General features: G+C 64.5%; 11 protein-coding genes. 2 read left to right on the top strand and 9 right to left on the bottom strand.

Features of this window, described 5'->3' with window-relative positions; genetic code table 11:
• Nucleotides 1–505: 505 nt before the first annotated feature.
• A complete protein-coding gene (locus E5X34_RS14365; protein WP_292565611.1) occupies nucleotides 506–2,485 on the top strand; it encodes a M23 family metallopeptidase in 1,980 nt (659 codons plus the stop codon).
• A gap of 105 nt (nucleotides 2,486–2,590) precedes the next feature.
• Here the strand turns inward: E5X34_RS14365 and E5X34_RS14360 are convergent, their stop codons facing one another.
• On the bottom strand, nucleotides 2,591–4,144 hold the full coding sequence (locus tag E5X34_RS14360; RefSeq protein WP_292565609.1) for an MFS transporter: 1,554 nt from the start codon (nucleotides 4,142–4,144) through the stop codon (nucleotides 2,591–2,593).
• Nucleotides 4,145–4,306: 162 nt separating this feature from the next.
• Between E5X34_RS14360 and E5X34_RS14355 the strand changes: the two genes are divergently transcribed.
• Nucleotides 4,307–4,939: a TMEM175 family protein gene (locus E5X34_RS14355; RefSeq protein WP_126064260.1), complete on the top strand. Its 633-nt coding sequence runs from the start codon at nucleotides 4,307–4,309 to the stop codon at nucleotides 4,937–4,939.
• Here E5X34_RS14355 and E5X34_RS14350 read toward each other — a convergent pair.
• The 8 genes from E5X34_RS14350 to E5X34_RS14315 all read right to left on the bottom strand — a co-directional run bounded on the left by E5X34_RS14350 (nucleotide 4,913) and on the right by E5X34_RS14315 (nucleotide 16,985).
• A complete protein-coding gene (locus E5X34_RS14350) occupies nucleotides 4,913–6,448 on the bottom strand; it encodes a L,D-transpeptidase family protein (RefSeq protein ID WP_292565606.1) in 1,536 nt (511 codons plus the stop codon). The genes E5X34_RS14355 and E5X34_RS14350 overlap by 27 nt on opposite strands.
• 129 nt (nucleotides 6,449–6,577) lie before the next feature.
• A complete protein-coding gene (locus tag E5X34_RS14345; RefSeq protein ID WP_292565604.1) occupies nucleotides 6,578–6,946 on the bottom strand; it encodes an MmcQ/YjbR family DNA-binding protein in 369 nt (122 codons plus the stop codon).
• A 114-nt stretch (nucleotides 6,947–7,060) separates the two neighbouring features.
• Nucleotides 7,061–9,667, bottom strand: a complete 2,607-nt coding sequence (clpB, locus tag E5X34_RS14340; RefSeq protein WP_292565601.1) for an ATP-dependent chaperone ClpB — start codon at nucleotides 9,665–9,667, stop codon at nucleotides 7,061–7,063.
• Between the two features lie 410 nt (nucleotides 9,668–10,077).
• A complete protein-coding gene (locus E5X34_RS14335; protein WP_292565597.1) occupies nucleotides 10,078–11,112 on the bottom strand; it encodes a DUF4167 domain-containing protein in 1,035 nt (344 codons plus the stop codon).
• A 304-nt stretch (nucleotides 11,113–11,416) separates the two neighbouring features.
• Nucleotides 11,417–12,295 (bottom strand): peptide chain release factor N(5)-glutamine methyltransferase, encoded by an 879-nt coding sequence (gene prmC / locus E5X34_RS14330; RefSeq protein ID WP_292565595.1) that lies wholly within the window; start codon nucleotides 12,293–12,295, stop codon nucleotides 11,417–11,419.
• Entirely contained in the window at nucleotides 12,288–13,367 is a 1,080-nt protein-coding gene (gene prfA / locus E5X34_RS14325) for a peptide chain release factor 1 (RefSeq protein ID WP_292565592.1), read from the bottom strand. Before prfA ends, prmC begins: the two co-directional genes overlap by 8 nt.
• A 10-nt stretch (nucleotides 13,368–13,377) precedes the next feature.
• Complete coding sequence (ptsP, locus tag E5X34_RS14320) at nucleotides 13,378–15,648, bottom strand: phosphoenolpyruvate--protein phosphotransferase (RefSeq protein ID WP_292565589.1); 2,271 nt, start codon at nucleotides 15,646–15,648, stop codon at nucleotides 13,378–13,380.
• Between the two features lie 83 nt (nucleotides 15,649–15,731).
• Nucleotides 15,732–16,985, bottom strand: coding sequence for an aspartate kinase (locus E5X34_RS14315; RefSeq protein WP_292565587.1), 1,254 nt, complete (start codon nucleotides 16,983–16,985; stop codon nucleotides 15,732–15,734).
• Nucleotides 16,986–17,100 lie beyond the last annotated feature (115 nt).

Genomic DNA, 17,100 nt, shown 5'->3' with positions numbered 1-17,100 from the left:
CTTCGCTCTCGGCTCCGGGGCCCTCCGAGTGTCGCTCACGCGGCTCTCTTGAATTCTGTCCAACTCTCGCGATACTCAGAAGCGAACTTCTTGGTCGCCAGCAGCGTCGCCGCCGTCGTTGGTGGGGCGTATATAGTCGGAGCTCCCTCGAGGCGTCAACACCGATTTCGAACTTTTTTGAATTTTTTGCGACGAATTTTTCAGCCCGCTTTTTCGATAGCCGACTGCCCCAGCGGCAACTCTTGGGTCATCCACAGCGGGCCCTATTGCCGCCGCATTAAGGCGTGAAACCAGCCCATAGAAGGAAGGCGCGCGCGTATGTGTGAGGCGCCCCAAAAACAGACGACCGCGACAGACGACAAGAGCGCCGTCTCGCAAGAGACGCATCATTGGGGATATCGGCCGGCTTGCCGCTTCGTTGACTTCAACGGCCGTGACAGGCAAATGTCATGGCCGCAACGAGAACGACAAGCCGTTTCGCCTGGGGAAGAAGCAGCCTTTCTGGATGCCGGACACCGAAGAGGTCATAGCCGAACTCGGCAACGAGCCGCCGCTGATCGCGGACGGCCGCAGCGGTCCGCCTGACCGCCGCGAGGTCTCGGCGCGCTGGCTGTCGGGTACCTTCCTCACCGGTGTGACCTCGAGCGTGTTGATGGGCGTGGCCTTGTTCGCCGCCCTTGATGGCCGCCAGCAATTGGCGACTCCGCCGGAAATCGCCGAGCTCATCGGTCTTGCCGGCGGCGGCGATGATTCCGGCGAGCAGGCGAAGACCGCCAGGCTCGTGGCACCCCGCCAGATCGCCCGGGCGAAGGACCGGCGGCGCATGGAAGTGTCGATGGTCACCAAGGTCGGTGACCGCGACGTCATCCACACCATGCCTTTCGTGCAGATCAAGATGGCTCTGGCCGCCGGCCACACCACCAACCGCCCCTATCCGCCCTTCGACCCGTTGCAGGTCTTCGGCGACGACAGCGACGACAACGCCCAGCCGGCAACGGCGACCGCGGCCGCCGCGCAGATCTACGGCGCCAAGGTCGAGAGCGAAATGAGCCTCAAGACGGTCGATTTCCCGATCGAGACGGCTTCATTCGATGAAAAGAGCGACCTGTCGGCCGACGAGGTGGAAAAGGTGGTTCGCGACGCCAGCAACGGCTTGAGCGACGGCGCCGTCCAGGTGGCGGCGCTGCATTATGTCGATCCGCAGCGATTCGGCGACGCCTTCGCCGAATCGATGGCCGGTTCCTACGACGTGAAGATCACCCAGGAAAACGTTTCGGTGGCGCCGCGCGCAACGCTGGACGACCAGACGCCGGCCTTCGCCGAGGAAATCATCCCCTTCACCAAGGATACCGATATCGCCGAGGCCTATGCCGATTCGGGCTACACCGGCGACGACGCCACCGGCATGGCGGAAGCGATCGGCAAGCTGTTGAACGCCACGGCGCTCAAGGCCGGGACGGTGCTGCGTGTCGGCCTCGAAGTGCGCGGCGACATCGCCAAGGTCGTGCGCACCAGCGTCTATGACAAGACCACGCACATCGTCACCATCGCGCTCGACGACCGCGGCCAATATGTGCCGGCTCAGGAACCGGAGCCAAATCCCGAGCTTTTGACGGCGTTCGACGATTCGCAGCCGGTGGTGGTGCGCGGCAACCTGCCCAATGTCTATGACGGCATCTATCGCACCGCCTATTCCTACGGCATGTCGAAAGCGATGACGCAGAAGCTGATCAAGCTTCTCGCTTCCGACGTCGATTTCCAGTCGCGGCTTTCGCCGGCCGACCGGCTGGAGGTCCTGTTCTCGCAGCCCGACGGCGACGACCAGACCTCCGACAATTCCGAGCTTCTCTACGTGTCGGCGACCTTTGGCGGGCAGACGCGGAATTTCTATCGCTTCCAGATGCAGGACGGCAGCACCGACTATTTCGACGAGAACGGTTCGAGCGCCAAGCAGTTCCTGTTGCGCAACCCGCTGCCCAACGGGCGCTTCACCTCCGGCTTCGGCGCGCGCCGTCACCCCATTCTAGGCTATGTGCGCATGCACACCGGCACGGACTGGGCTGCCCCCATCGGATCGCCCATCATCGCGGCCGGCAATGGCGTCGTGGAAAAGGCCGGCTGGGCCGGCGGCTATGGCAAGCAGATCATCATCCGCCATGCCAATGGCTACGAGACGTCCTACAACCACCAGAGCGCTTTTGCCAAAGGCATCGAGCCCGGCGTCCATGTCCGCCAAGGCCAGGTCATCGGCTATCTCGGCCAGACCGGCCTGTCGACGGGCCCGCATCTTCACTACGAGCTGATCGTCAACGGCACCAAGGTCGATTCAATGCGCGTGCGCCTGCCGGTCGGCAAGGTGCTGAAGGGTGACGATCTCGTGGCCTTCAAGAAAGAGCGCGAGCGCATCGACGATCTTCTGAAGCAGGAAGACGGCAACTCGCTGAAGGTCGCCAGCGCCAAGACTGATTCGCAACTTCCGAACTGAGCAGTTCCAGGAGCCGCTCTGCCTCTTGGCTTTCAACGCGATTGCGGATGGAATGCTTAGGCGAAGCCGCTGAGCTCAACCGCTCACACTTTTCCTGGAATTGCTCTAATCGCGCGATTCGTCTGTCTGCCGCGGCCAGGGCGATGCTTGTCCGGGAACCGTGAACCAGGCGATAAGGGAAGAAAGCACGCAAAGCAGCGCCGTGACCGCCGCGACCGCGGTGAAAGCCGAATCGCTTGCCGCCACTCTGGCCGCGTCGAGATTGGCCGCAAGCCCGGAAGCGGGCGGCTCGCCGAAACCTGGCACCCCGGAAGCATTGCCGATGATCCGCGCGTAAACCCAGGCCGCCAGCGAACCCATCGCCGCCACGGCGATCAGGCCGCCGACGCGCGAGACCGCGTTGTTGATGCCGGACGCGGCGCCGGTATCCTTATCCTCGACGGACGTCATGACCGCGGTCGACAACGGTGACACGACTTGCGCCATGCCTAGCCCCATCAGCGCCATCAGCGGAAATGTCCCGGTCCAGAAATTGTGGATGCCGAAATGCGTGAGCAAAGCGAGGCCGGCGAAGGCGATGGCGACGACCATGCTGCCGCTGGCGATCGGAAAGCGCGGACCGATCCGGTCCGACCACTGGCCGACTGGCCCGGACAGAAGCGCGATCAATGCCGACAACGGCAGGAAGATGAAGCCGACCTCGGCCTCGCTCAACCTCCAGCCGGCGATCAGAAGCATCGGCAGGTAGAACAGATTGGCCGACAGCGCGAAATAGAGGAAGAATGTCGCCAGGTTGGCGCCGGCAAAGGCGCGGATGCGGAACAGGCCGAGATCGATCATCGGATCGCGCTGCCAGCGCTCATAAGCGATGAAGAAAAAGAGCAGGGCCACACCGGCAACGATCGCGGGCGTTGACAGCATTCCGCCGCCTTCGGCATTCATGGCCGTCAGCCCATAGGCGAGCAGGCCGAAGGCAAGCGTCGCCAGCGCGGCGCCCCCAAGGTCGAGGCTGCGTTTTTCGGTCGGTTTGTCGGCCGGCACCTTGGCCAAAAGCAGATAGATCGAGATCAGCCCAAGCGGCAGGTTGATGGCGAAGATCGCGCGCCAGACCCCGTTGCCGAACGTCGTCAAAACGAAGCCGCCCAGAACAGGGCCGAGCGCCGTGGTCAGCGCCGAAGCGGCGGCCCAGATGCCGATCGCCCGGCCGCGCTCTTTCTTCGGATAGGCTTTGGCGATGATGGCGAGGCTGCCCGGCACCATGATCGCCGCGCCGATGCCCTGGATGGCGCGGAAGGCGATCAATATGGCCGGGTCGGGAGCCACCGCGCAGGCGAGCGAGGCGGCGATGAACAGCGCGATGCCGGTCACGAAGGCGCGCCGCAGCCCGAACCGGTCGCCTGCGGCGCCGCCCGCCAGGATGAGCGCCGACAGCGTCAGCGCATAGGCGTTGGAAATCCACTGCGCCTCGGCCAGGCTGGCGCCGAGGTCGGCGCGCAGCGCCGGCATGGCGATCGCAAGGATCGAGCCGTCGATGAAGCCGAGCGCCGAGGCAAGGATTGCCGACACCAGCACGAATGTGCGCTGCGTCTGGGGACAGAACGTGCCGTTCGCCCGCGCGGGCGAATGCGAATCGGCGGTGGTTTCGTTCGCGGATGACATAGGATCCCTGCTTAGCCCTCTTGCGCGGGCGCAACAACAAGCCAGAGCATCGCTGTTCTTGAAACCAGATGGCACTGGCCGGGTGGCGAGGTGAGCGGCAATCTTGAAGGCAAACCACTCATCGCGTGCTAGGTTCCAACATTACGCATGGAGGGGGAAGCCATGAAGCGGCCGCTCGAACCGTCGGCGGAAGGACGCGGACGCATCGTCGGCATAACCGACGGAGTCTTCGCCATCGCGCTGACCCTGATCGTTTTGGAGATCAGGGTGCCGGCGCATGAGGCAGTGCATTCGGAGGGCGAGCTGCTCGGAGCGATCCTCGCGCTCGCGCCACGCTTTCTGACCTATGCGCTGAGCTTCCTGACGCTCACCATCTTCTGGTTCGGCCAGCAGGCGCAGCATGGCCTGATCGCGAAGTCGGACCGCAGGCTGGCGACGCTCAACCTGTGCTTTCTTGCCTTTATCGCGCTATTGCCCTTCTCGACCGACCTGCTGGCCGATTTCCTCGAGTTCAGGATCGCGGTGCTGGTCTACTGGCTGAACCTGCTGATGCTGGGCGCGACGCTGTTCGCCAGTTGGTGGTATGCCGACAGGAACGGCATGATCGCCGAGGACGTCGACGCTGAAACGCGGCGCACCGTCTACAATCGCATCGTCAAGGCGCAGGCCCTGTGGGCGGTCGGCGCGGCGCTGTGCCTGATCACGCCGCTGCTCAGCATAGGCTTCATCCTGCTGGTGCAGCTCATCTATGCCGCCGCGCCGCGCGCCTCACTGCTGCGTAAACTCATCGGTTGAGGTCCCGCCGACCTCCGCGATTGTCGGTCCGCCGACGAACTCCACCGTGACGCCCGGCGACACCAGCTTAGCGAGCTCGCGTGCATCCCAGTTGGTCAGGCGCACGCAGCCATGGCTCTCGGTCTTGCCGATCTTGGAGGGGTCGGGCGTGCCGTGGATGCCGTAGGTCGGCTTGTCGAGCGCGATCCACACCGAGCCGACCGGACCGTTCGGTCCCGGCGGGACGGTCAGAATCTTGTCGTTCTGGCCCTGCTTGAAATTGATGTTGGGGTTGTAGGTGTAGTTCGGGTCGAGCGCGATGCGCGAGACGGCATGGATGCCGGTCGGCGACGGCGTGTCGGCCGAGCCGATGGTGGCCGGATAGGCCGCGACCAGCTTGCCGCTGCCATCATAGGCGTAGACTTCCTTCTTGGTCTTGTCGGCGACGATGCGCATCACCGGCGTCGAGACCAGCTTGCCGAAATTGGCGACCTTGATCATCGTGCCGGGGCGATTGAAGTCCACCCCCTTGTTGATCGACTTCAGATAGGTCTCGTCCATGTGGAAGCGCTCGGCCAGCGCCTCGGTGACCGAGGTGTAGCACATGCAGTCGAGCTTGGCCTTCTGGCTGTAGTCCTCGGGGATCGAGGCGACATACGGGCCGGCGACATCTTCCGGCGTGATCGTGTAGGAAGCGAAGGCGTCGCCGCCCGACTGGGCGAGCGCCGCCTGGATGCCGACCGCATCGGTCGATTTGAGATTGGTGCCGTTGATCTCGTTATAGGCGGCCAGCGCCTTGTCGACATTCGAGCCGAAACGCCCGTCGATCACGCCCGGCGAAGCGCCGCCGCGGTCGAGCAGCACCTGCAGGGCCGCAACGTCCTGGCGCACCCCGAGCGACAGCGATGGATCGACGGTGGCCTTGCCGCCCGTGTTCGGCGGCAACGAAGCCTCCGGATTGGTCTGCAGCACCTCGCCCTGGCCCGGCTGCTCAGGGTCGATCGACGCCTCGTTCAGCGGCTGGCGCTTGATCGTGTTGGACTTTGGCTCTTCCGGATAGGTGGTGGCGTAGCCTTCGTCATTGTTGGGCGCCGGCGGATAGGCATCGACGGAATTGTCGCCGTTGGGATCGTATTCGTCGGCTGGCGGCGGGATGACCCGGCCGTTCTCCTCCAGCTGCCGCCGGCGGAAGCGCGCCATGTCCTCGGGGTTGTCGAGATAGTAGCGGTCGTCGTCCTCGGCCGGCGCGCGGCCGAGCTCCTGCATGCGCATCTGCCGGCGCAGCGCGCGGCGGTCGAGCCTGCTCCCCGGCGGCTGGATAGCGATGACCTTGCCAGTATCGGCATCGACCAGCACCCGATTGCCCCTGGCGTCGTAATAGATATCGATATTGCCTTCCTGGGCCAGCATCAGCGCGCCGCGTTCAGCTGGGCGCACGCCTTGCGGGCCATCCGCGCTCGGCGCGGCGAACGCGCCGGAAGACGCCAGCCCGGCCGCGAGTGCCGAAAGGGAAAAGATCAAGCGCAGCATGGGGGTCAAGCTCTCCGGTCGACTCTGGCTTCTGACGGGCGAATCTTCGCCAGCAAACCAGTTACCCAAGTTAAGGTTCCAACATGAACCGGGCATGAAGATGGCGGATTTCCAGTACCTTGAGCAACATCAGCCAGTCTGCGCGAGCCCCAATTGCGTGCGTGCCTCTCTGGTCAGCTTCAGCACGACCAGGCGGTGGCTTTCGCGCAGATAGTCCTTGAGCGCCGCATCATCCATGCTTTGGCTTGTCTGACGCTGGATCCATTTCATGCCGCGCGAAGCGAGATAGGGCGCCGGCCGGCAGCCCGGCTGATCCTTGAGCACGTCATAGGCCATCTCGGAACATTTGAAGGTGACGAAAAGCTCGCCGCCGTCGTTCCAGCCGCCGATGGCGAACACCTTGCCGCCGACCTTCCAGACATGGGCGCCACCCCACTGGACGACATGCGTCGTGGCGGGCAACGAAGCGCAGAAGCCGTTGTAATCGTCGAGCTTCATCGAGACCTTCCCGGTTATCCGAATCGGCAGCCGATTATGGGCAGTTCCCGAAAATAACAAAGCGCGCCGCACCGGTCCGGTGCGACGCGCCTGTTCATTCCAAGGTGCCGGAGATCAGGCGGCGGCTTCCGTCGCCACCACGGTCGGCTTCGAGCGGAAGTTCAACCGGTCGGAACCCGCCGTGACCTTGACGGTCGAACCGTCGAGGATCTCGCCGAGCAGGATCTTCTCCGCGAGCGGGTCCTGCAGCTCCTTCTGCATCACCCGCTTCAGCGGCCTGGCGCCATAGGCCGGGTCGTAGCCTTTCGAGGCCAGCCACTCGATCGCATCGTGATCGAGCGACAGCGTGATCTTGCGGTCGGTAAGCAGGTTCTCCAGCCGCTTGAGCTGGATCTCGACGATGCGGTCCATGTCCTGCCGGCGCAGCCGGTGGAACAGGATCACCTCGTCGACGCGGTTGAGGAACTCCGGCCGGAACGAGGCTTTCACCACGCTCATGACCTCGTCACGCACGGCATCGACATCCTGCTCATCGCTGAGGCTGACCAGGTATTCGGCGCCGAGGTTGGACGTCATGATGATCAGCGTGTTGCGGAAGTCGACCGTGCGGCCCTGGCCGTCGGTCAGGCGGCCGTCATCGAGCACCTGCAGCAGCACGTTGAACACGTCCGGATGCGCCTTCTCGATCTCGTCGAACAGCACGACCTGATAGGGCCGGCGCCGCACCGCTTCGGTCAGCGCGCCGCCTTCCTCATAGCCGACATAGCCGGGAGGCGCGCCGATCAGCCGGGCGACGGAGTGCTTCTCCATGAACTCCGACATGTCGATGCGCACCAGCGCCGTCTCGTCGTCGAACAGGAAGCTGGCCAGCGCCTTGGTGAGCTCGGTCTTGCCGACGCCGGTAGGCCCGAGGAACATGAACGAGCCGATCGGCCGGTTTGGATCCTGCAGGCCGGCGCGGGCGCGCCGCACGGCCTTGGACACCGCCTGCACAGCTTCGCCTTGGCCGACGACCCGCTTGCCGATCTCGTCTTCCATGCGCAGCAGCTTCTCGCGCTGTCCTTCCAGCATCTTGTCGACCGGAATGCCGGTCCAGCGCGACACGACATGCGCGACGTGGTCAGGGGTGACCACCTCTTCCACCATGCCGGTCTTGCCGTCCTGGGCCTCGGCTTCCTTGAGCTTCTTCTCCAGTTCCGGGATCTTGCCATAGGCAAGCTCGCCAGCGCGCTGGAACTCGCCCTTGCGCTGCGCGATCGCCAGTTCGTTGCGCATCTCGTCGAGCTGCTTCTTCAGGTCGGCGGCGAGCCCGAGTTTCTGCTTTTCGGCCTGCCACTTCGTGGTCAGCGCGGTCGATTCCTCCTCGAGGCCGGCGAGTTCCTTCTCCAGCCGGGCAAGCCGGTCCTTTGAGGCCTCGTCCTTCTCGACCTTCAGCGCCTCGCGCTCGATCTTCAGCTGCATGATGCGGCGGTCGACCTCGTCCAACGCCTCGGGCTTGGAATCGACCTGCATCCTCAGCCGCGAGGCGGCCTCGTCGACAAGGTCGATCGCCTTGTCCGGCAGGAAGCGGTCGGCGATATAGCGGTTCGACAACGTCGCCGCGGAGACCAGCGCCGAATCGGAGATGCGCACCTTGTGGTGCTGCTCGTACTTCTCCTTCAGGCCGCGCAGGATCGAGACCGTGTCCTCCACGGTCGGCTCGTCGACGAAGACGGGCTGGAATCGGCGGGCAAGGGCGGCGTCCTTCTCGACATGCTTGCGGTACTCGTCGAGCGTGGTCGCGCCGACGCAGTGCAGCTCGCCGCGCGCCAGCGCCGGCTTCAACAGGTTCGAGGCGTCCATCGCGCCATCCGCCTTGCCGGCGCCGACCAGCGTGTGCATCTCGTCGATGAAGAGGATGATGTTGCCGCTGGCCGAGGTGACTTCGTTGAGCACAGCCTTCAGCCGCTCCTCGAACTCGCCGCGATATTTGGCGCCGGCAATCAGCGCGCCCATGTCGAGCGCCATCAACTGCTTGTCCTTCAGCGATTCCGGCACGTCGCCATTGACGATGCGCAGCGCCAGGCCCTCGGCGATCGCCGTCTTGCCGACGCCCGGCTCACCGATCAGCACGGGGTTGTTCTTGGTGCGCCGCGACAGCACCTGGATGGTGCGGCGGATCTCGTCGTCGCGGCCGATGACCGGATCGAGCTTGCCCGCGCGGGCGTCGGCCGTCAGGTCGCGCGCATATTTCTTCAGCGCGTCATAGCCCTGCTCGGCACTCGCCGAATCGGCGGTGCGGCCCTTGCGGATATCATTGATGGCCTGGTTGAGCGCCTGCGCGGTGACGCCGGCCTTGGACAGGATGTCGGCGGTCTTGGCCGACTTCTCCATGACAAGCGCCTGCAGCAGCCGCTCGACGGTGACGAAGCTGTCGCCGGCCTTCTTGGCCAGGTCCTCGGCGGTCGAGAACACCTTGGCGAGAGGCTGGGCAAGATAGAGCTGGCCATTGCCGCCTTCGACCTTGGGCATGGCTTCAAGCGCTGCCTCGACGCCGAGCTTGACGTCGCGGGCGTTGCCCCCGGCGCGCTCGATCAGGGACGCGGCAAGGCCCTCGTCATCGTCGACGAGCACCTTCAGCATATGTTCAGGCGTGAATTGCTGATGGTTGCGCGAAAGCGCCATGGTCTGCGCGGACTGGATGAAGCCGCGCACGCGCTCCGAGTATTTTTCAAGATTCATATCTGTCTCCTTCCGTCACCGGCCCGCTTTGCGGCACCGGATCAGATTGCGGTGACGGACCCGCTCATAGGAGCCGAGCCCTGTTCAGCCGAGATATGGTGTATGGGCTGCGGTCCCTCAAGACGCCTTGATGCCGATCAAAGCAGAATATTCCACTGCATGTCGCCCAAAAGCGCGCGGCGGTTTGGGGCAAGCGACATGCAGCGAGCAAAGGGAGCTGAAGCGCGCCGCGACGCGCTTTAGAGCAATTCCAGGAAAAGTGTGAGCGGTTTTCCGTCCGGAATTGCGTAAAAACAAAGAGCTAGGGCATTTCACCGTTTCCGTGAAACGGCGAAATGCCCTAGCTACGCGCGAACGAAAACGGCGGAGAAAGATCCCCGCCGTCTGCAATGCCTGAAATGGCGTTTGTGTCAGTTGTTGGCGTCGGCGGTCACAGGCTCGCCGGGAGCTTCGCCGGCGACCGGCGCCGGCTCGCTGGCGACAGGCCCGGTTGCCGGTCTTGCCTCTTCGGCGGGCTTGGCGCCGGCCTCGCCGCCATTGTTCGTCGCGTTGTGTGCTTCGCCCGCATTTTCGGGGCTTGCGCCCTGCGGCTGGTCGCCCTGTTCGCCAGTGGCGGCCTGGTCGGCATAGGTGCCGCGCGGGCGGCGCGGACGCCGCGGCCGGCGACCGCCGCCATTGTCCATGGCGGCTTCGTTGAGCTCGGCCTGTGCGGCGAGCGCCGCCGGCGAGAAACTGTCGAACTGCGGCGCCTGCTCGGCCTGGGTTCCGGCCTCTCCAGCGGCCTCGGGCTGCGCCGGGGCCTCATTGCGCCGGTTCTGGTCGAACTGCTGGCCGCCATGCTCGCCGCGCTGGGCGTTGTCGCCACGCTGACCGTTCTGGCCATACTGACCGTAGCCGCCGTTGCGGCGGTCGCGATGCCGGTCGCGGCCATTGTTGTCGCGGTTGTCGCGCTGGTTGTTGTCGCGCCGGTTGTTGTCGCGGCCGTTTTCCTGGTTGTAGGCGAGCTCAGCCGGCGTGCCTTCGATCACAGGCTGCGGCCCCGAGCCGTTCGCCGCGGCCGGCGCCTCGGCTCCACCGCCGTTGCTGTTGCCGACTGAATCGAACTCGTCACGATCCTCATCGAGATCGTCGTCGAAGTCGTCGCGGTTTTGCTGGGCATTCTGGATCGGCATCTGCGCCTGCGCGGCGGCAATGATGCGATTGTAGTGCTCGGCGTGCTGGAGATAGTTCTCCGCCATCACCCTGTCGCCGGAGCTCTGCGCGTCACGGGCGAGTGTGGCGTATTTTTCGGCGATCTGTTGAGCCGATCCGCGGATCTTCACGTCCGGGCCGTTGCTCTCGTAGGTGCGGGTCAGGGGATTTGGCCCCTTGCGGTTGTTGTTGTTGCCACCGCCGCCATTGTTGTTGCGACCGCGCATGCGCCTGTTCTGCTGTTGTGGCCTCATTAGACTCTCTTCATAGTGAATTTTCGAAAAACTCTTCACGAACGGAGGCGCTCATGCAGCCAGCCGTTTCGTTTCTTCACCGGCGTTCGCCCGCATCAATTGCGTTGGCGCCACGTGCCATCCTGTTCCGGTTACATCACTTGCCGGACGATTCCCGCACGAAGCTTGGGCGTCGTTTGCGCAAGAAGGCAGCTATTTCCAAGGAAAACCGAATCGCTGGGAGCACTGCCTGCTTCGTCTCATCCGGTTGAGCCGGACCCTAACTGCATTCCCTTATATTGCCAAGCGGTTTTTTCGCGCTGCATCAGGGCTTTCGCCGCTCGAACACCAGAACTCTGTCATTGCCGCCGAGATCGCGATGTGTCCCGGTTAACACATAACCCGCTGCCGCGAATATTCCGCTGACCTCGTTTTTCTGCGTGTGGCCGATCTCGACCGCTACTCTGCCTTGCGCTTCCAGAAATCCTACCGCTTCGGCGGCGATGACCCGATAGGGGCCCAAACCATCCACACCGCCATCCAAGGCCCGGTGCGGGTCGAAATCGCGGACCTCGTCCTGCAGATTTCCAATCTCCTGACTGGGTATATAGGGAGGGTTCGAGGCAATTACATGGTAGGACCCCGAAACTTTTTCGAACCAGTTGGAATGCAAGGCTTTGAAGCGCCCGCCGAGCCCCAGATCCCGGGCATTTCCGGCCGCAGTCGCCAATGCTCCCTCGGAAATATCGACGCCGGTCGCGATCGCGGCCGGAACGGCGTTGAGCAGGGCCAGTGCAATGGCGCCGGTGCCGGTGCCGAGGTCGAGAATGCGGCATTCGCCCAGCCTTTCCGCCGTTGTCCTGACGAAAGGCAGAATGGCGTCGACCAGCGTCTCGGTGTCCGGCCGGGGCTCAAGTGTCTCCGGGGAAAGCGAAAGGCGCAAGCCGTAGAATTCGCGGTACCCGAGGATGCGGTGCGCCGGCTCGCCTGCGACGCGACGCCTCAGGGCCGCTTCGATGGCCGAAAGCGCCGCCGAACCCACCTTTTGCCCTGGTTCCGCAATGGCCTGGGTGCGGGTCGTGCCGGAGAAATGTTCGACGATCAGCCGGGAATCGAGCCCTGGATCGTCAATACCGGCGGCGGCCAGACGTTCGCGCGCCGCCCTGAGCAGCGGGCCGAGCCCGGCAGGCAGTCGATCAGCCATCGAGGCTCATATCGGCAAGCAGCTTCGACTGATGGTCGGCGATCAGCGCGTCGATGACCTCGTCGAGCTCGCCCATCATCACCCGGTCGAGCTTGTAGAGCGTGAGGTTGATGCGATGGTCGGTGACGCGCCCTTGCGGGAAGTTGTAGGTGCGGATGCGCTCCGACCGGTCGCCGGACCCGACCTGCGATTTTCGCGACGACGAGCGCTCTTCATCGGCCCGGCTGCGCTCCAGGTCGTAGAGCCGCGCGCGCAGGATCTGCATGGCGCGCGCCCGGTTCTGGTGCTGCGACTTCTCCGCCTGTACCACCATGATGCCGGTCGGCAGATGGGTGATGCGAACCGCCGAGTCGGTGGTGTTGACGTGCTGGCCGCCGGACCCCGAGGCGCGCATCGTGTCGATGCGGATATCCTCCGGCCGGATATCGATATCGACCTCCTCGGCCTCGGGCAGCACGGCGACCGTCGCCGCCGAGGTATGGATGCGCCCGCCGGCTTCGGTTTCCGGCACGCGCTGGACGCGGTGAACGCCGGATTCGAACTTCAGATGCGCGAACACGCCCTTGCCCGACACCGAGGCGATGATTTCCTTGTAGCCGCCGACCTCGCCGTCGCTTGCCGAAACGACTTCGAACCGCCAGCCGCGCGAGGCGGCGTAGCGCTCATACATGCGGAAGAGATCGCCTGCGAACAGCGCTGCCTCGTCGCCGCCGGTGCCCGCGCGGATTTCGAGGATGGCGTTCCTTTCGTCGGCCGCATCCTTGGGCAGGAGCAGGATCTGGATGTCCTTCTGCAGCGCCTCGATGCGGCTCTCGACCTCCGGCAGGTCCGCCTCGGCCAGGGCCCGCATCTCGGCATCGGTTGCCTTGTCGGCGAGCATCGCCTCAAGATCCGCCTGCTCCTGCTCGGCGGCTCGCAACGACCGGATCTTGCCCACCATCTCCTGGATGTCGGCATATTCGGAAGCCATTTTGACATATTGATCGGCGGCAGGCCCGGCCGCCATCTGCGCTTCGAGCATGTCGAAACGCTTGACGACTTGATCCATACGGTCGCGAGGCAGGTTGATCATGGTGGGATGGCTATAGCGGTATGGAGCGGTCGTCGGCAAACGCCTGCAGCAGCGCCCGCATCGGCGTTCCCAGGCTGGGCGCCATCAGATTGTCCTTGAAGAAGTCTTTCAGCTCCTGCAGCGGCAGCTCAGTCAGCATCGCCTTGACCGGACCGATCGAGGCCGGCGACATCGAGATCGAGCGGAAGCCGAGGCCGATCAGCGCCATCGCCGAGATAGGCTTGCCGGCAAGCTCGCCGCAGAGCGTCACCGGCGTGTTGTTGCGCACGCCGGCATCGGCAATCGTCTTCAACACCCGCAGGAACGGCGCCGAAAGCGTGTCGAAACGGTCGGCGAGCTGCGTGTTGCCGCGGTCTACCGCCATCATGAACTGGAAGAGGTCGTTGGAGCCGACCGAAACGAAATCCACCGCCTTCATCAATTCGTCGAGCTGGAACAAGAGCGAGGGCACTTCCAGCATCGCGCCGAGCTTCAGGCTGGTGGGCAGGTGATGGGCAAAGCGCGACAGGTGCCGGACCTCCCGGTCGATGATCTCGCGCGCCTGCGCGATCTCCGACAGCTCGGTCACCATAGGCAGCATCAGCTTCAGCTCGCGGCCGCCGCTGGCCTTCAGCAGCGCCCGGATCTGTGTTCTGAGCAGGCCGGGACGATCGAGCGTCAGCCGGATCGCACGCCAGCCGAGCGCCGGGTTTTCCTCCTGGATCGCGCCCTTGAAATAAGGCAGCACCTTGTCGCCGCCGATATCGATGGTGCGGAAGGTGACCGGCTTGCCGCGCGCGGCATCAAGCACGTCGCGGTAAAGCCGCTCCTGCGCCTCGGCGCGCGGGAAGGTCGAGGCGACCATGAACTGCAGCTCTGTGCGAAAGAGCCCAATGCCGGCGGCGCCCGACTCGGTCAGTTGCGGCAGGTCGACGGCCAGACCGGCATTCATCAGGAGATCGACCGGCACACCGTCCTTGGTGAGCGACGGCTTCTTGCGCAGCTCGCGGTAGACCTCCTGCCGCCGAGCCCGGAAACGGACCTTTTCGGCATAGGCGGCTTCCAGGTCGGACTGCGGCCGCAGATGGATCGTGCCTTCCTCGCCGTCGACAATGATGGCATCGCCGTTTTCCGCCATGGAAACGGCGCCCTTCATCTGACCGGCGACGGGAATGCCCATGGCGCGCGCGACGATGACGACGTGGCTGGTCGCGGCGCCATCCTCCAGCACTAGGCCGCGCAGCTTGTCGCGCGGGTAGTCGAGCAGTTCGGCCGCGCCCATCGAACGGGCGACGATGATGGCGTCCTTGGGCAACGCAGCCGCGACGTCCTCCGGGCCGCGCCCCATCAGCTGGCGCAGGAGCCGGTTGGCAAGATCGTCGAAATCGCTCATCCGCTCGCGCAGATAGGGGTCGGTCATGTGCAGCATGCGCGCGCGCATGTCGCTCTGCACCTTCTCGACCGCGGCTTCCGCGGTCAGGCCGTTGCGGATCGCCTCTTCCAGCCGGCGCACCCAACCGCTGTCATTGGCGAACATGCGATAGGCCTCGAGCACTTCGCGGTGCTCGCCCTCGAAGGCGACCTCGCGCCGCTCCAGCATGTCGTCGATGGAGAGCCGAAGCGAACCGAGCGAGGACTGCAGCCGGCGCACCTCCTCCTCGCTATCCTCGTTGAAGAGGTTGGTGACGACGATGCGCGGCTCGTGCAGCACGACATGGCCAAGGCCGACGCCCTCATTGAAGGAAAGGCCGGTGAAGCTCGCCGGGCGGCGCAGGTCGAGTTCCAGCCCGGGCCGGGTCAGGCGCGCGAGATCGCCGGTGGCGATCATCTCGGCGATCACCATCGCCGTGGTTTCCAGCGCCTCGACCTCGTCGTCGCGATAATGGCGCATGGTCTTGTTCTGCACCACCAGCACGCCCAGCGTGCGGCCTGCCCTCAGCACCGGCACGCCGAGGAAGGAATTGTAGATCTCTTCGCCCGTCTCCGGCAGGTAGGCGAAAGCCGGATGCTCCTGCGCGTTTGACAAGTTGAGCGGCCGCGCGCTGGCGGCGATCGTGCCGACCAGGCCCTGCCCGAGCCTGAGCTGCGACAGGTGGACAGCGCTCGGGTTCAGACCCTCGGTGGCGTAGAGCTCGAGCACGGAGTCGGCGCGCAGCACATAGAGCGAGCAGACTTCCGCCACCATGTTGGAGGCGATGTCGCGCACGATGCGGTCGAGCCGCTCCTGCGGCTCCAGCGGCTCCTGCATGAGCTCGCGAAGCCGTTTGAGCAGAACGCGCGGGCCACCGGCCGTATCACGCATCGCGGCTTGTTCTCCAATGGGCATTTCGCCCGCCGCAGTTTCTCCCGCGGCCGGCGTTCACGCAACAACTGACTCAGTTCTTGCTATTGCTTATCCAGACCGTAGACGGAATGCAAAGTACGAACTGCAAGTTCCGTATAGGGACCGTCGATCAGTATCGAGATTTTGATCTCGGAAGTGGTGATGGCGCGGATGTTGATCGCCTTGTCGGCCAGGGCCTTGAAGGCGGTGGCGGCGACGCCGGCATGGCTCCTCATGCCGATGCCGATGACCGAGACCTTCGACATGCCGGCTTCGGACTGCACGACATCGTAACCGACTTCGGCTTTCAGCTTCTCCAGCACCGCAAGCGCCTTGTCGACGTCGCCGGACGGCACGGTGAAGGTCATGTCGGTGAACTTGCCGTCCTCGGAGATGTTCTGGACGATCATGTCGACATTGATGTTGGCTTCGGCCAGCGGGCCGAAAATGCCGGCGGCGACGCCTGGACGGTCGCCGACGCGGCGCAGCGAAATCTGCGCTTCGTCCTTGGCGTAGGCAATTCCGGTGACGACCTGCTGTTCCACGATCTCTTCCTCGTCGCAAATGAGCGTTCCGGGCGGATTGAGCAAATCCCCCATTCCGGGCGCATCGGGATCGTCAAAGGACGACCGCACGAAGGTACGCACCCTGTGTACCATGGCAAGCTCCACCGAGCGCACCTGCAGCACCTTGGCGCCGAGCGAAGCCATTTCGAGCATTTCCTCGAAGGAAATCTTGGCCAGACGCCGGGCTTTCGGCTCGATGCGCGGGTCGGTGGTGTAGACGCCGTCGACATCGGTGTAGATGTCGCAGCGGTCGGCCTTGACCGCCGCCGCGATCGCGACGGCGCTTGTATCTGAGCCGCCGCGGCCGAGGGTGGCGATGCGGTTGTCCGGGCCGATGCCCTGGAAACCGGCGATCACCGCCACCTGGCCCTCGCCGAAGCGCTTGATCAGGAAAGCGCCGTCGATGTCGAGGATGCGCGCCGCGCCATGCGCATTGTCGGTCTTGATCGGGATCTGCCAGCCCTGCCACGAGCGGGCGTGCACCCCCATGCTCTGCAGCGTGATCGCCAGCAGGCCGGCGGTGACCTGTTCGCCCGAGGCGACGACCGCGTCATATTCGCGCGCGTCATGCATCGGCGAGGCCTCGCGCGTCCAGGCGACCAGTTCGTTGGTCTTGCCGGCCATCGCCGAAACCACGACCGCTACGTCATGGCCGGCATCGACCTCGCGTTTGACATGGCGCGCCACATTGCGGATGCGGGCGATGTCGGCGACCGAGGTTCCGCCGAATTTCATCACGATACGCGCCATGGAAGCGAAATGCCTTTGACTGAAGCCGGCAAGGCCGGAACCGAAGGAAACGCCAGGAGTTAAGCCGGGCACGGAAATGCGCGGCCTCCTTAGCCAAAACAACAAGGCTTCGCAA

It is taken from the genome of Mesorhizobium sp. (assembly GCF_004963255.1).
Lineage (GTDB): Bacteria > Pseudomonadota > Alphaproteobacteria > Rhizobiales > Rhizobiaceae > Mesorhizobium.
Note: the sequence above shows the minus strand (reverse complement) of the source record. Positions and strands in the feature narration are given on the sequence as shown.

Bases quoted from the DNA above. Each gene is read 5' to 3' on its own strand.
- E5X34_RS14355 (WP_126064260.1), top strand. From the start codon at position 4,307: ATGAAGCGGCCGCTCGAACCGTCGGCGGAAGGACGCGGACGCATCGTC.
- prfA (WP_292565592.1), bottom strand. From the start codon at position 13,367: ATGATCAACCTGCCTCGCGACCGTATGGATCAAGTCGTCAAGCGTTTC.
- E5X34_RS14365 (WP_292565611.1), top strand. From the start codon at position 506: ATGCCGGACACCGAAGAGGTCATAGCCGAACTCGGCAACGAGCCGCCG.
- E5X34_RS14335 (WP_292565597.1), bottom strand. From the start codon at position 11,112: ATGAGGCCACAACAGCAGAACAGGCGCATGCGCGGTCGCAACAACAAT.
- ptsP (WP_292565589.1), bottom strand. From the start codon at position 15,648: ATGCGTGATACGGCCGGTGGCCCGCGCGTTCTGCTCAAACGGCTTCGC.
- clpB (WP_292565601.1), bottom strand. From the start codon at position 9,667: ATGAATCTTGAAAAATACTCGGAGCGCGTGCGCGGCTTCATCCAGTCC.
- E5X34_RS14315 (WP_292565587.1), bottom strand. From the start codon at position 16,985: ATGGCGCGTATCGTGATGAAATTCGGCGGAACCTCGGTCGCCGACATC.
- E5X34_RS14345 (WP_292565604.1), bottom strand. From the start codon at position 6,946: ATGAAGCTCGACGATTACAACGGCTTCTGCGCTTCGTTGCCCGCCACG.
- prmC (WP_292565595.1), bottom strand. From the start codon at position 12,295: ATGGCTGATCGACTGCCTGCCGGGCTCGGCCCGCTGCTCAGGGCGGCG.
- E5X34_RS14350 (WP_292565606.1), bottom strand. From the start codon at position 6,448: ATGCTGCGCTTGATCTTTTCCCTTTCGGCACTCGCGGCCGGGCTGGCG.
- E5X34_RS14360 (WP_292565609.1), bottom strand. From the start codon at position 4,144: ATGTCATCCGCGAACGAAACCACCGCCGATTCGCATTCGCCCGCGCGG.